7 protein-coding genes are annotated in these 14,921 nt (G+C 35.7%); all 7 read right to left on the bottom strand.

Annotated elements, in window-relative coordinates:
• Positions 1–116: 116 nt before the first annotated feature.
• Positions 117–1,610, bottom strand: coding sequence for a RagB/SusD family nutrient uptake outer membrane protein (locus EDB96_RS13985; protein WP_134141436.1), 1,494 nt, complete (start codon positions 1,608–1,610; stop codon positions 117–119).
• Positions 1,611–1,622: 12 nt separating this feature from the next.
• Positions 1,623–4,631, bottom strand: a complete 3,009-nt coding sequence (locus EDB96_RS13990; protein ID WP_057118144.1) for a SusC/RagA family TonB-linked outer membrane protein — start codon at positions 4,629–4,631, stop codon at positions 1,623–1,625.
• Positions 4,632–5,309: 678 nt separating this feature from the next.
• A complete protein-coding gene (locus tag EDB96_RS13995) occupies positions 5,310–7,253 on the bottom strand; it encodes a glycoside hydrolase family 97 protein (protein WP_134141438.1) in 1,944 nt (647 codons plus the stop codon).
• Positions 7,254–7,330: 77 nt separating this feature from the next.
• The gene (locus EDB96_RS14000) at positions 7,331–8,689 is read right to left on the bottom strand and encodes a glycoside hydrolase family 43 protein (protein WP_134141439.1); all 1,359 of its coding nucleotides are present in this window, start codon (positions 8,687–8,689) and stop codon (positions 7,331–7,333) included.
• Between the two features lie 35 nt (positions 8,690–8,724).
• The gene (locus tag EDB96_RS14005) at positions 8,725–10,641 is read right to left on the bottom strand and encodes a glycoside hydrolase family 97 protein (protein ID WP_134141440.1); all 1,917 of its coding nucleotides are present in this window, start codon (positions 10,639–10,641) and stop codon (positions 8,725–8,727) included.
• A gap of 20 nt (positions 10,642–10,661) precedes the next feature.
• Positions 10,662–13,256, bottom strand: a complete 2,595-nt coding sequence (gene xyl3A / locus EDB96_RS14010) for a xylan 1,4-beta-xylosidase (protein WP_134141441.1) — start codon at positions 13,254–13,256, stop codon at positions 10,662–10,664.
• A gap of 41 nt (positions 13,257–13,297) precedes the next feature.
• Positions 13,298–14,875, bottom strand: a complete 1,578-nt coding sequence (locus EDB96_RS14015) for a glycoside hydrolase 43 family protein (RefSeq protein WP_134141443.1) — start codon at positions 14,873–14,875, stop codon at positions 13,298–13,300.
• Between the last annotated feature and the right edge of the window lie 46 nt (positions 14,876–14,921).

The raw sequence follows: 14,921 nt of genomic DNA on the forward strand, positions 1-14,921 counted from the left end.
CCATATTTATTTTTTTAAATATATTCCTAATCAGAAAACCGTAAACAATAAACAGCGCAGTAAATGCGCTGTTTATACAAAACTAACTTAACTTAAACTAACCAAAATTTAAAACCTTAATAACCAGGATTATTATCACTTGGTTTTATTTTAGGATTAGACGAGGTTTCTCTGTTTGGTATTGGCCATAACTCGCTTTTACCAGCAGTAAAACCTGTTCCTTGTAATACAGTACTTGCTATACCCCATCTTATGATATCATCAAAACGAGATTGTTCCCCGGCAAATTCTACCTGACGCTCGTGCACAATTGCTGCAAAAACAGCGTCTTTTGTTGGTGCAATATTAGTTGTCAGATTTGCTCTATCGCGCACTTCTTTAATGTATGCTATTGCAGCTGTCTGAGAACCGCCGTTTCTTTGGTTTTCGCATTCGGCTTTCATCAGCAGTACATCTGCATAACGCATTACTTTAAAGTTAATGCTTGATCGGGTTGCTTCATCTTCTCTATTGTAATAGTTTTGGTATTTTTTCCAGCCGGCTCTTCTAATACCTGCAGAGGTAGTAAAGTTACCTGCTACCATTACCTTTGTTCCTTTTAAATAAGAGGAACCTGGCACATAAAAAGTATCTCCAAAACGATTATCACCTGCTTCATATGAATCTAAAAGATTATCTGACGGATAAACATTGTACCAGCTAAGATTTCCATATTCCTGACCTCTAAGCGTTGACTCATCAAAGCCTGTTCCTCCGCTATCACCAACAGCTCCCCATTGATCACCTGTTCCATTTTTTTCGTCAAACTCAATTTCAAAAATAGATTCTTTACCATGTTCTGTTTCTTCCATAAAGTTGTTGTAAAAATTGCCTTTATCTTCGAGGCTGTAACTGGTCACATTATTAAAGGCTGCTAAGGCTTCATCGTATTTTTTTTGATATAACAATACTTTACCCAAATGTGCATAAGCCACTTCTTTATTTGCCCTTCCTACTGATTCTGATGCTTTGGGTAAAAGATTTTGCGATGCAAATACAAGATCTTCTTCAATCAAGGCATACACTTCTGCTTTAGGGCTTCTTGCGTTTCCAATAATAGTACCTGATTTATAAATTGGTAAATCTCCAAAACGTCTTACCAATAGAAAATAATAGTATGCTCTTAAAAAATGAGCTTCTCCTAAATATTTATTCTTTTTTTCCTGAGATAAAACAGAATTTGGAAGAGCATTGATTTTTTCTTCGTTATCCAGCACAAAATTAGCTCTGGATATTCCTATATAACAAGATTCCCAGTAATATTGAATAATATCGTTTCCTCCGTTAAAAGAAAAATCCTGGAAAGGTTTTTTGTTACCTTCTAACTGTGGGTTTCCTAAAGCATCATGCCCCATAAGATCCATCGCGAAGAAAAGATTTCTGCCATAGAGTCCTCTTGTCTGAAGATTTGCATACGAAGCATTTACTGCAGACTGCACTTGTGCTTCGGTTTTAAAGAAAGTTTCAGGCGATAAAGTATTGGGATTATTCAATTCTAATTCGCTAGTGTCACATGAAGTAATGGTTAAAACCCCAGACAGTACTATAAGTATATATTTTATTTTTCTCATCATCTTTAAATATTAAAATGTAACATCAATTCCAAAAATTACAGATTTTGGCTGTGGATACCTTCCTAAATCAATTCCTGCTGAATTTGCATTACCATCTGCACGTGCAATCTCTGGGTCTAAACCTGAGTAATTTGTGATAGTAATAAGGTTCTGTCCGCTTACGTAGAATCTTGCTTTTGAGAAATAACTCTTAAATGAATCTCCTGATAGTGTATATCCTAAGGCTATATTTTTTAATCTTGTAAAAGAACCATCTTCGATGTAGCGCTGGTTGGCTGAAGACCAGTTTATATCAGCTCCCTGTGCTCTTGGTAATGTAGCTGAAGGATTTGTTACAACGCCATTTACAACAACTGCTCTATCTAAAACATCTGTGCTTGCGTTAAACAAACGGTTCATTCCTTTTAGATCAAAGGTGTTTGCATTGTAAATATCATTACCTGCAACTCCAGTTATGAAACAATTGAAATCAAAGTTTTTATATGCGGCACTAAGATTTAAACCATAAGTGAAATCAGGATATGGATTTCCAATGTTTGTTTTGTCATCTGCGTTGATTACTTTATTGCCATCGCGGTCAACAATTTTTAGATCACCTGGTTTAATTGTAGTCTGTCCTGGTCCAAAAACCGCATCAACTTCTGCTTGGTTTTGATAAATTCCATTGGTCTGATATCCATAAAAGTAAAATAACGGCTGACCTACTTCTAGTCTTGAAAAATTCTCTAAACCTGCTCTTGCCGAAGGTCCGCCTAATACACTAGTTACTCCTGGCGCTAAACTTACTACCTCATTTTTACTTGTCCCTAAATTTGCCACTGCAGACCATGTAAAGTCCCCTTTTCTGTCATTGAAACCTATTGAAACTTCATAACCGCTTACTTTTACGTCTGCAATATTTTGAATCTGAGTCCCGCCGCCTGCAGACCCAACAGAAGCTGCAAGAGGAACTGCAAACAGAATATCACTACTCTTATTGTTAAAATATTCGAATGAACCCGTTAGTTTTTCATCAAAAAAACCAAAATCTAAACCGATATTTCTATCTAATTTTGACTCCCATTTTAAGTTAGGATTAGCGGCAACTCCCAAAGAAACACCGGGTGCGTTTGCTCCTCCAATAGGGTAATTATAGTTTGCCAATAAAGTGGCACTATATTGATAATTATCTATTCTGTCGTTTCCTGTTGTTCCAGTACTAGCTCTAAGTTTTAATGTGCTGAAAATAGAATTTTGCATAAAATTTTCTTTAGCTATATTCCAACCAACTGCAACAGAATAAAAATTCCCCCAGCGGTTATTAGCTCCAAAACGAGAAGATGCATCTCTACGTCCTGAAACAGCAAGAAGATATTTATCATCGTAGTCGTAGTTGATACGGGCAATGTATCCTATGTTTTTTTCTTCGTAATTAGCAGATCCTAAACTTCCTTCATTATAACGAAGCTGATCAATTTCATCTGAAATATAATAACGGCTTCCGGCTGCTAGATTTTGAGATTTTCCATCAATTTTAGTAATAACTCCTAACACTTCAAGATTGTGCTTTTGAGCAATAGTCGTTTTATAGGTTAAGCTATTGTCAAAAACGATAGTCTGCCCTTGTGAATTTGTTTCGTTTGTTGAAGAAAATGCCTGTTTGTGATAAGAACCATCCTGAAAGCTTGGAATAAAAGTATGGTCTTTACTTGTATAGTAATCTAAAGAAACTTGTGATCTGAATTTCAATCCTTTGTAAATTTCTAATTCAGCAAAAATATTACCAATTATAGACAAGTTATTAATTTTCTGATATCCTAAATTAGCGACACGAACAGGATTTTCTGCATCATTCCCATCAATAGCACTTGGTCCTTGATAGCCTCCTAAGCTATTTTCATTGTAAATTGGCAAGTACGGCGCCATTTTAATAGCATGCTCTAATAATGTTCTTCCTCCTGACGTACGTTCTGGATTAATGGTGCTGAAAGAAACTCCAATGTTGCTTCCTATTTTTAATTTACCAATATCCTGCGTGTTATTAGCTCTAAAAGAATAACGTTCGAAACCTGTATTTACAATAGCGCCATCCTGCTTCATATATTCTGCAGAATAACGGCTTGTAGAATTCTCTGTACCATTTGAAAAACTCAAATTGTAATCCTGCATAATTCCCGTTTGAAAAATCTGATCCTGCCAATTTGTATTTATGTTTCCAAATTCAGCTGCTCTTGCTGTTAAATCACTTCCTAAATCTTTCGCATATTGAAGATACTGCTGAGTGTTTAAAACACTATATCTTTTAGTTACTTCCTGCCCGCCCACATAAGTGCTAAAAGTTAACTGCCCTGGTCCTTTTTTACCTTTTTTAGTAGTAACTACAATTACACCATTAAAAGCTTTAGAACCGTATAAAGCTGTGGTCGATGCATCTTTTAATACAGAGATACTCTCAATATCATTAGGACTTAAACCTGAAAGATTACCTGTTAATACTCCGTCTATGACATATAAGGGTGCACTGTTTCCCATTGTAGCCAGCCCACGAATATTAACTGTAGGATTAGAACCTGGCGCACCATTTACAACTGTAACCCCTGCAGCACGTCCCTGTAATGCTGATTCAGCATTCGTAATAGGCACTGCCGCAATATCTTTTGAGCTTACTGTCGAAACTGCTCCCGTAATCTTTGTTCTTTTTTGAGTACCGTAGGCTATTACAACTTCATTTAAATTTTGTGTCGATTGCACAAGGGCAACATTTATTGAATTTCTTTCTCCAACCGTAATTGTTTGTGAAATTAAACCAACAAAGGAATAAGTTATTTTATCAGTAGGATTAACTCCTTTTAAAGTGTATTTACCATCAAAATCTGTTGATGTGCTATTCTGACTGCCTTCTACATTAATACTGGCACCTGGTAATGGAAATCCTGAAGGGTCTGTAATAACGCCATTAATGGTCTTTGACTGCGCCATTATACTATGACTGCTCGCGATCAGCAGTCCGATTAGTGCAATTTTGAGTTTTAACTTCATAATTATTGTTTTAGTTTGGTTAAATAGTTTAGTGGTTTGTTTTTGTTTTAATTGAATTAGTGGTTCATAATTTCTTTTTAATTAATCTTTGAGTACTTTAATGTGAATCAATCTAATACACTAAATATATCAGTAACAAATATAAAAAAACAATTTAAAAAACAATCGGTTGTCTATTGATATTTTTAAATTATATATAAAAAAACACCAATATAAAAACATAAAGAATAATATTTTTATTTAAATAATAATAATTATTCATTTCAAAATTAATTTAAAAATAAAAAACAATGGATTTAACAGCCAAATGACAGATTTTCTACAAAAAACATAATATTAAAAAAACAATAAAAAATTGATTAAAAGGGCGATTATATAGGTAAAAAACTATTAAAAAGGCTTTTATAAAAAGTTTTATAAAATTTACCTTATACTTAAAAGAAAAAAAATAGATTATACAGATCAAAACAACAATCGGTTGCTAAAAAATATTTCTTCTTTATATAATAAATATTGTAACAAAAAAGCCTAGTGGTAATTAATAATTAATTTCCACCAGGCTCAAAATTTTCAATTGAAACTCATTTATGTACTATTCAGAATACCAATTACTGCTGCATAAATTGCTATTATATTTTTTTATTTAATTTTAGTGTTGACATCAACTTTCTTACGCTTTTAATTTGTTATTAATATTCCTCCGTTGTGAGGTATGCTTATTTCAACTTCTTTGTTTTTACTTATTGTCAGTTTACTCACTTTTCCGTTTAACTGGTCATCGTCTGCATAGTAATTTACTGCCGTACCAGAATTAAGCATTTCTAGTTTTATCTTTGTCTTTAACTGTTTATTTTCAGCATTAATTCCAGCGATATACCATTTTGCCCCCTTTCTTCTGGCCATTACAACATACCTTCCTGGGTATCCTTCTAAAAAACGAACTTCATCCCATACTGTTGGTACTTCTTTCATAAATTGTATAGCCCAGTCTGGAGCATCATATAAATTATTTGGTGCTAAGGCAAAATGCTGCACGCCGCTTTGAAAAAGTACCGAAGTCGCTAACGCAAATACATCAGAGGTCATTCTTTTGGAGCCTTTATTGGCAATGTTATCACTATTATAGAATTTATTTAAAGCGCTTCCTCCAAAATCCATACTTCCTACAGTGTTTCTAATAAAAGTATGTGTTGCTGCACTTACAGCTTCATTATCACAGCTTTGCTGTCCAAAATGCAGATTTTCACTAGCCAAAACTGCTTCACTAGAAGCATAATTTGGATACATGCGTTCCCAGCCTCGAGGTAAAGTACAGCCATGAAAAATTACCATTATTCCAAATTCATTAGCATCTGTCAAAATATCTTCATACAATTTCATGGTCACCTGTTTATCGCCTCCAAAAAAGTCAACTTTAATGCCTTTAATTCCGATGCTTTTCATCCATGCCATTTCTTTTCGACGGAGTGCTGTATTATCCATTAGTCCTTTGGGGCCTTGAGGAGCATCATTCCAGTATCCATTTGAATTATACCATAAATAGAGTCCTACTCCTTTTTGTTTACCGTATGCTGCTAATTCTGCTATTTTATCACGACCAATCTGCGTATCCCAAAGTGCATCAACTAAAATGGTTTCATATCCCATTGAAGCACTAAAATCAATATACTGCTTTTGTACAGGAAACGTGGTATTGTTATCCATTTTCATGATCCAGCTCCAAGTTCCTTTTGTATACTGATACTCTTTAGAGGCTTCATATTTTGGCTTAACCAAATCAAACGGAATAGTGGTCTCAACTATCGGAGCAAGTGTTTCTCCAATTGTAATAGTACGCCATGGCGTTTCTCCTGTAAGCGGTATTCCTGGTCCTGTTGTCCCGTTTCCGTTATTTTCTCCCGGCATCGGAAATCCAATAGAATATAATCCGTTATCATGTCCTATTAATCTACTTGCACAATATCCGCTGTCTACACCTGTTTCAGAAATTAAAAGCCATCCGTTGTTATTTACTTTAAACAGACATGGAAACGTATATCCATTTCCCAAGCCATTCTTTCCGAGAACATCATCTAGTGTATATGAAGTTTCATAACTGGGAGCTGTTCTGGCAAATCCAGTCATCGGATTACTTTGCGGGCAAAGAAATGTCGTGGTTCCTTTTGGCAGTAAAAATCCTGAAACTTCTTCTTGAACTATGCAGGAAAGTGTTTCTTTCTGCGGATATAATTTATACTTAAATGCCAGATTGTTGTTGCTTACTCTAAAGATTACATCTAAAGCAGGTCTGCCATCTTTTGTGAATGAAAAAACGGCTTCGTTAGCACTGTAATGTACACTGCTTTGTTTTATGTTTCGGAGCTTATAGGATTCGTCGATTTTATTTTGGCTGCTATTTTTTTCTAAAGTTAATCCAGAGCTATAATCCCCCGCATTTGTTTTTAAGCCTAATGGAGATTTTTCTATAAATGTTTTTTCATTGTATGTTACACTATACTGAGGCATTCCGTTATTTACAGAAATCGACACCGCAAGTTTTCCGTCTGGACTTTTTACTGCTGGCTGGGCGTTTAGTTTAAGGAAACCCGCTAAACATACGAATATTAAATTTTTAAGATTCATGACCTTTTAAGATTTATCTTTTTGTTAATGATTGAACTCCTTTTCATTGCAAGAAATAGTATTGTTAATTAAAAATGTCATTTAGAAAACATCCAGTAATCAAAATACATGATTTTATCAGAAGCATTACCCTTGTATACAAAATAAAGATCATGCACTCCAGAAACTTTTTTAATATCTGTTGTAACAACAGCCCATCTGTCATTTCCTCCCGTCATAGGAACTTTTACTGTTCCTAGTAATTCCCCATCCAGACTATCAAGTCTAATTTCCATTGACACATTTCCATTGTGGGTGGTACCTACACGAGCTGTAAATTTTGCAGCACCCGATTCGCGAAAATCAACATCTTTTACTTTCGTGAATGCATTGTTTTTCATGGCAGTAATGAAGACGCCTACTTCTTTATTCTGCATTGACTTTACATCTTTTGACCAAGCTATCGTTTCTGCTTCTGACTTAGCATAAGGATTTAGAGTACTGATTCCTTTTTTTATACCCTCTGTCATATTCATTTCTTTGACTTTTCCATCAGAATTAAACAACAATTCTTCAACTGCTACAGATCTGGTAAAACCGCTGCCTCCCGGTAAAGCTCCATTATGATAAAAGAAATACGTTTTTCCTTTAAAATCTACAACTCCTGGATGATTTGTAAAACTCTCTCCCTGTGTTGGCATTACAACTCCTTGATATTTCCATGGTCCAAGCGGACTTTTGCTTGTTGAATATCCTATATGCTCAGAAATAGGTCCTGCGGCAAAAAACAGATAGTACAATTTATTCCTCTTATACAGCCATGGTCCTTCTTCATAAGTGGTAGGTCTGCGGGTATCTTCTTTTCCAGTACGTTTTCCAAATGATTCAATTGTGTTTGGAAAGATCTTTAACTCATCGTTGTAAGAGATCATGTCTTCATTTAATTTAACATAATGGCAAACAGGGTTACCCCATAATAAATAGGCTTGTCCATCATCGTCGATAAAAACGGTTGGATCAATATCGGCGTTGCTGTTTTGTATCAAAGGTTTTCCTAATGGATCTCTAAATGGTCCATACGGACTCTCTGATACTGCTACACCAATGCCATTTCGTCCTTGATTATCTGTAATTGGGGCATACAAATAAAATTTGCCTTTTCTTTCTATGCATTGAATTGCCCATGCATTCATTTTAGCCCAGCTAAAATCTTTATACGATAGTACAGAACCATGATCTGTCCAGTTTACCATATCTTCTGTAGTATACAATTTCCAATCATTCATGGTAAACCATGTAGAATTGTCTTCGTCATGCGAAGTATATAAATACAGTTTATTATTGTAAACCATCGGTGCTGGATCTGCTGTGTAGCTTGTCTGTACAATTGGGTTTTGAGCAAAACTAAATACAGGAATAATAAATGCTGTTAAAAATCTTTTTTTTATAAAATACATTATCTGATTGTTAATTAATTTAGGTTAAAAAACATTTACTTATTTAATACTAATGACGCTGCAAAACCACCCATATTTAATACTTTCACATCCAGCGAAGTTGTTTTATCTACCAGTAAATATTGCGTAGAAAAAGCTTTATCATGATTTCCATCGGCAATTAATGTGAGCTTGAAAGTCTGTCCTGCTGGTAAAAAATCAAATTTTAAATTTTGGATTCTTTCTTTTCTTCCGGAATTAATACCTCCAATAAACCAATCTGTTCCTTTTCTTCTTGCGATAACCGTATATTTTCCAGGAAAGCCGTCAAGCAGGATGGTATCATCCCAAGAGGCAGGAACCTGTTTTAAAAATGTTTTGGCTGCATCTGGCAATTCATAATAACCTTCCGGTCTGTCTGCCATATGCTGTATTCCCGATTCAAAAACTACACTTAATGCAAGTTCATGACCATAAGAAGTAATATGAGGAAATTGTGAATTTGTAAAAGTTACCGGAGTGTAATCCATTGATCCTACGACATTACGGGTAAAAGCCAGTATATTATTGTGTTCTGCCGCCGTTGCGGTTAATTCTGGTCCATTGTTGTACCATTCTGCTCCGCGGACAGCTTCATAAGTCATAAGATGCGGATAAGTCCGCTGCCAGCCTCTCGGTACTAAACATCCGTGAAAATAAACCATGATTTTATACTTCGCTGCATCTTCTAAAATGTCTAAGTAATAATTTATGATTTCTTGTTTTTCACTTAAAAAGAAATCAACTTTGATCCCATAAACGCCAAGCTTATTTAGCTTCTCAAATTCTTTAACTCGGTTTTCGTGAGTCAGCATACGGTCAACAGGTGTGGAAGTGATCCATTTAAACTTACCTGAATTGTACCACATTAAGGGCTTAATACCTATCGAATGAATATATTTTATGGCATCTTCCAAGTTGCCGCCATTGCCCATCTGATCCCACTCCCAATCTAAAAGCGTATAAGGCCAATCCATAGCAACGGCTAAATCTGCAAACTGGGTTACGGTTTTAAAATCTTTTGTTCCGTGATTATTCGACCAGTAATTCCACGACGCTATACCGGGCTGAATCCAATCTGTATCAGTTAAAACAGACGGTTTCGATATATCATCAACCAATGTAGATTTTACAATATCTCCAAGCTCTCCTGCAATTATAACTCTCCAAGGAGATTTCCAAGGCAGTGCTATTTTGGCAAAAGGCTCTCCTATGCCCTCTTCTGCTCCAGGCAGCGTAACTTTATACCGTTCTTTGTTTTGGGTATTAGTCAGTTTTGAAGCTACATAATTTCTGTCTAAATCGGCTTCATGAATCAGATACCAGCTAGGGCTATACTTTGCCTTAAACAGTGCAGGATAACACCAATCTTGCTGTATATCTCCATTTTTCATGCTATTGTACAGGCCTTCATTAGACAAATCAAACTTCTCCAGCCATCTTTCTGTACCTTCGGGAATAGAATAAGCTGTTAGTTCATCTGAAATGGTATAAGTTCCTTTTTTTTCTGGAAATTCATAACGAAATGCCACACCGTCGTTGTAAACTCTCAGAATTACATTTAAGAGCGATTTCGATTCGTTTTCAAAATAGAAAACCAATTCATTTGCTGTGTTAGAACAGTCCGATTTCTTTCCATGCAATACTTTGTACTTCTCTTTAATAAGTACTACCTTGCCGATCTTTTTTAGTTTTAAGCCTTTTGAAAATGATTGGTCGTTTCGTACAATTCCCAAATCTATTTTTGGAATTATTTCGTCATGTTTATCTTTATTAGCATAATTAACCTGCAAATACCAATTTCCAGAACTATTATTCTGACTGTTAAATAATGCAACAGTTATTTTTTTATTGGGAGAGATTAAAACTGCTTTTTGCCCGTACGACCAGACGATAGTAAACAGAACCAAAACAAGACTTAATGTAGATTTCATATTGCTATTTTAAATCGTTTTTACTGTACCAATACTTTAAGCATTTTGAGATCTTTTGCCGCTGAACTAGTGCCGTAATACAATTCATATTCGCCAGAAGTTACTTTAACAGCCATAGATGCTGCATCGAAAAATTCAAATGACGAAGCGGGTAAATCTATCATCACGTTTTCTTTATTTCCAGCATTGACAGCAACGCGCTTAAAGGCTTTTAATGTTTTTAAAGGACCATCAGTATCATTTACTTTTTTAACATACACCTGAATAATTTCTGTCCCATCACGCTTACTGGTATTTTGCACAGGAATAGTCAATTGAATATTTTCATCTGATTTTATTTTACTCTTGTTCAATTTACCTGTACCAACAATAAACTTAGAATAACTCAATCCAAAACCAAAAGGAAATAATACATCTGTCGTATACCTGTAGGTGCGTCCTTTCATGGAATAATCTTCAAAATCTCTTAATATTTCCGAGTTTTTGTAAAATGAAACAGGCAGTTTTCCAGCAGGATTATAATCCCCAAAAAGCACATCGGCAACAGCTTGGCCTCCGGATTCTCCTGGATACCATGCCTGTAAAATAGCATCACAGCTAGTGGTTTCGGGCGTTAAAGCTATAGCTGAGCCAGAACAGTTTACAAAAATTACTTTTTTTCCTGCCTCTTTTAATTCTTTTAAACATTTTCTCTGTACCGCCGGCAATTCTATATTGGTTCTATCCCCTCCCTTGAAACCCGGATAAGAAACCGGCATTTCTTCTCCTTCCAATAAAGTAGAAAGACCGCCAACAAAAACTACAGTATCAATACCATTTAACTTTTGGATTAAAGATGCAAAATTGATGTCAAATTCTTTTCCAAAATCAAATTCAAGATTAGCCTGCCAGTTGTTTGACTGGGCAAAATGAATTTCAATTTTATAAGTTTTACCTGCTTCAACTGGAAATGAAATATTTCCTGGAACAGTTCTCCAGTTGGTATATTTTGCAATAGATTTTCCATTAACAATTAATTCAAAAAATCCTGTCGCACCGGTTTTAAATACAAGGTTATCAGTTGCTTTTGCGGTAAATTCAGTTTCATATTTTGCAGAAAAGCCTTCGAGCTTAACTCCAGAAGCAAACTCATGCTGTCCAGCAGTAGTCATTTTTATCGGATTGGTAATCTGCGTTGAAATAACACTATTTCCTTCTCTGTTTGGATTATTCCAATAAGTGGCTCTCATTCCTTTTTTACCTTCAAACGAAATCTGATCGAAATAACTTTGATTTACTTTATCTTCTACCAAATCACAGGCTTTATCATAAAAGATTTTATCTGATCCAGTCTTGGATTCTATTCCTTCTTTGATTGTAATTGTTTTGACTGGCGTTCCGTTATAATTACCCCATAACATAGGTTCATTTGCTGCATTAGGTCCAATAACTGCGATTTTTTTCGATGTTTTAGCCAATGGCAGAATGTTGTTTTTATTTTGCAGTAATGTCATAGATTTCTGCGCCATTTCTAATGCCAGCTGTTGATGTTCTTTACTGTTAAGAACTGAAGCTGGAATCTGCGTCCATGGCACTATCGCATCGTCATCCATTTCTCCAAGTTCAAAACGGCCTTCTAAGACACGCTGTAAACTTTTATTGATATCGGTTTCTTTAATTAAATCTTTTTCAACCGCTTCAGGCAGATTTTTAAAAGGATATTTCTCCCAGACACATTCTACATCTGTTCCTGCCAGTACAGCTTTGGATGCAGCATGCACAGCATCTGAAGAAACTTTATGTGTGGTATAAAAATCTGTTACAGCCCCACAATCTGAAACTACCATATATTTATATCCCCATTCATCTCGGAGAATACGCTGCAACAATCGGGTATTGCTACAGCAAGGTTCATCATCAAGACGCTGATAAGCGCACATTACTTCACGAACATCTGCTTCCTGCACCAATGCCTTAAAAGCTGGCAGATAAGTTTCGTAAAGTTCGCGCGGATTTACATTATTTAAATTCAGTTCGTGCCTGCTCCATTCGGGACCTGAATGTACGGCGAAGTGTTTGGCACAAGCTAGAAGTTTACGATATTTAGCGTCTGCGGGCCCTTGCAGTCCTTTTACAACAGAAACTCCCATTCTTGATGTAAGGTAAGGATCTTCACCGTAAGTTTCCTGCCCGCGCCCCCATCGCGGATCCCTAAAAATATTGACATTTGGAGTCCATACTGACAGACTTAAGAAACGTTTGTTTTCGTTTCCATCTTTAATCCATTGGTTATATTTGGCTCTTGCTTCATCTGAAACAGCATTAAAAACGCGATAAAGTAATTGATCGTCAAATGAGGCTGCCATTCCTATAGGTTCAGGAAAAACGGTCACATTATCGTTATTTGCATAGCCATGTAAAGCTTCGCTCCACCAGTTAAATTTTTTAATTCCAAGTCTTGGAACAGCATCAGACTGATCGCACATTAACGCTGCTTTTTCTTCTAGCGTTAATCTTGAAATTAAATCTTTTGCCCTATCGGAAGAACTTAAAGAAGGATTTTTATATGGCAACAGCTGTGCATAACTGCTAACTGCTGAAAACAAACTTATGACAAACCAATATTTTATTTTCATTGTTTCTATTTTTAGATTGTACTTTAAACCTTTTATAAAGATTAATTGTTTTTTGAAATCTTATCGTCAATACGGAAATAATCAAAATCAGCGAAACCGCCAGCAGTTTTAGAAGCGTAATTAAACAGCCCAAATCGGTAACCCATAAAATGCGGAATTGTGTATGGCATCTTGATAGATTTTCCTATACTTATCCATTTTTTTCCATCTATACTGTAATAAAATCTTCCCTGATCTGCTTGATTCCTAAAATCACATTCGGCTTTTAAATATATTTTGTCCTGATTTAATGGAACACTTTCTACTTCCTTTGGATTTCCTTTTTCAGCATCTATCATGACAATCCTTTTTGTTCCATGATCCACTTTTACTCCAACCCAGCCAAAATCCTTTTGCAGCAATGAAAGCCCTGCAAAATCTCCTTCCTTCATGTTTGAAATCTCGATCGCTGTAGTTCCAGAACATACAGGCCCAAAAGTTCTTTGTGTCAAAATATTTTTTACCTGCGTAAAACTGCTGTCTATTCTGGATGTTTTTAATCTTAAATAACCTTTTCTTTCTTTAACAGACCAGTTCGCATTATCTGGATTATGATTCCACTGCCAAACCAAAGGCAGGTCATTTTCTCCACTTTTACGATTAAATTCGTCTGAGTTTACAATTCCGGGAATTAAGCTTTTATTGACTGGAAGATCTAGCGTTTGAGGTACTTTACCATTTTCTCCTAGTATTGGCCAGCCGTTTTCCCATTTTACAGGAACCAGATAAGGGATGCGGCCAACACCACCTGCATCTCTAAATAAATAAGAAAACCATCTGTCGTCGGGAGTATCAATAATCCCGCCCTGTGCAACGCCCAAGTCCTGAAGTCCTATTTTTCCTTCCCAAGGCCCCATAATATTATCTGCTCTGTGTATGATTACGGTACGCATCCCATTTTTGGGCCAGCAGATATTAAATAGATAATATTTTCCTTTAATTTTAAAAAGCTGTGATCCTTCTGCCGGCAGCATAATATCACTCTTCGCGGGAGTATTGGCATTTTCTATTAAAACTTTCTTAGTTTCTTCTTTTACTGCCGATAAATCTTCTTTTAATTCTACAATTTGAAGTTTTCCTCCACCCCAAACAAGGTAGACTTTACCATTATCGTCAAAGAAAAGGGAATGGTCATGATAGGAATTGTTTAAAACAGTCCTCTTCCATGGTCCTTTTTCAATATCTTTTGTAGAAAAAATATAGGTTTTACCCGTCGTGCCTGAAAAAGTGCTCACATAATATACACCATTGTGATAACGCAGACTGCTCGCCCATGAACCCCTGCCGTAGTCATTTTTGCCATGATTTAAATTCAGTCTGTCATCGTTATCTTCTAAAGTTAGATAGGCATAATTAACAAGATGCCAATTCACCAAGTCATTAGATTTCATAATTGGCACCCCAGGATTCATGTGCATTGTGGTACTGCTCATATAGTAAGTGTCGTTAACCCTGATTATAGACAAATCAGGGACATCTGCGAAAATAATGGGATTCTGCGCCTGTCCTTTTTGCGCCTGACTCGTCAAAACGATCGATGTAATTGCCAGAACAGCATATATAAAATCTTTTGTTTTCATCCTAGTTTTTATTTTCGGAATTTCTGAAAAATGTACAGCCGAGATA

The sequence above is a fragment of the Flavobacterium sp. S87F.05.LMB.W.Kidney.N genome (assembly GCF_004366435.1).
GTDB lineage: Bacteria > Bacteroidota > Bacteroidia > Flavobacteriales > Flavobacteriaceae > Flavobacterium.

Coding starts and splice junctions, on each gene's coding strand:
- EDB96_RS13985 (WP_134141436.1), bottom strand. CDS start 1,610: ATGAGAAAAATAAAATATATACTTATAGTACTGTCTGGGGTTTTAACC.
- EDB96_RS13995 (WP_134141438.1), bottom strand. CDS start 7,253: ATGAATCTTAAAAATTTAATATTCGTATGTTTAGCGGGTTTCCTTAAA.
- xyl3A (WP_134141441.1), bottom strand. CDS start 13,256: ATGAAAATAAAATATTGGTTTGTCATAAGTTTGTTTTCAGCAGTTAGC.
- EDB96_RS14005 (WP_134141440.1), bottom strand. CDS start 10,641: ATGAAATCTACATTAAGTCTTGTTTTGGTTCTGTTTACTATCGTCTGG.
- EDB96_RS14015 (WP_134141443.1), bottom strand. CDS start 14,875: ATGAAAACAAAAGATTTTATATATGCTGTTCTGGCAATTACATCGATC.
- EDB96_RS13990 (WP_057118144.1), bottom strand. CDS start 4,631: ATGAAGTTAAAACTCAAAATTGCACTAATCGGACTGCTGATCGCGAGC.
- EDB96_RS14000 (WP_134141439.1), bottom strand. CDS start 8,689: ATGTATTTTATAAAAAAAAGATTTTTAACAGCATTTATTATTCCTGTA.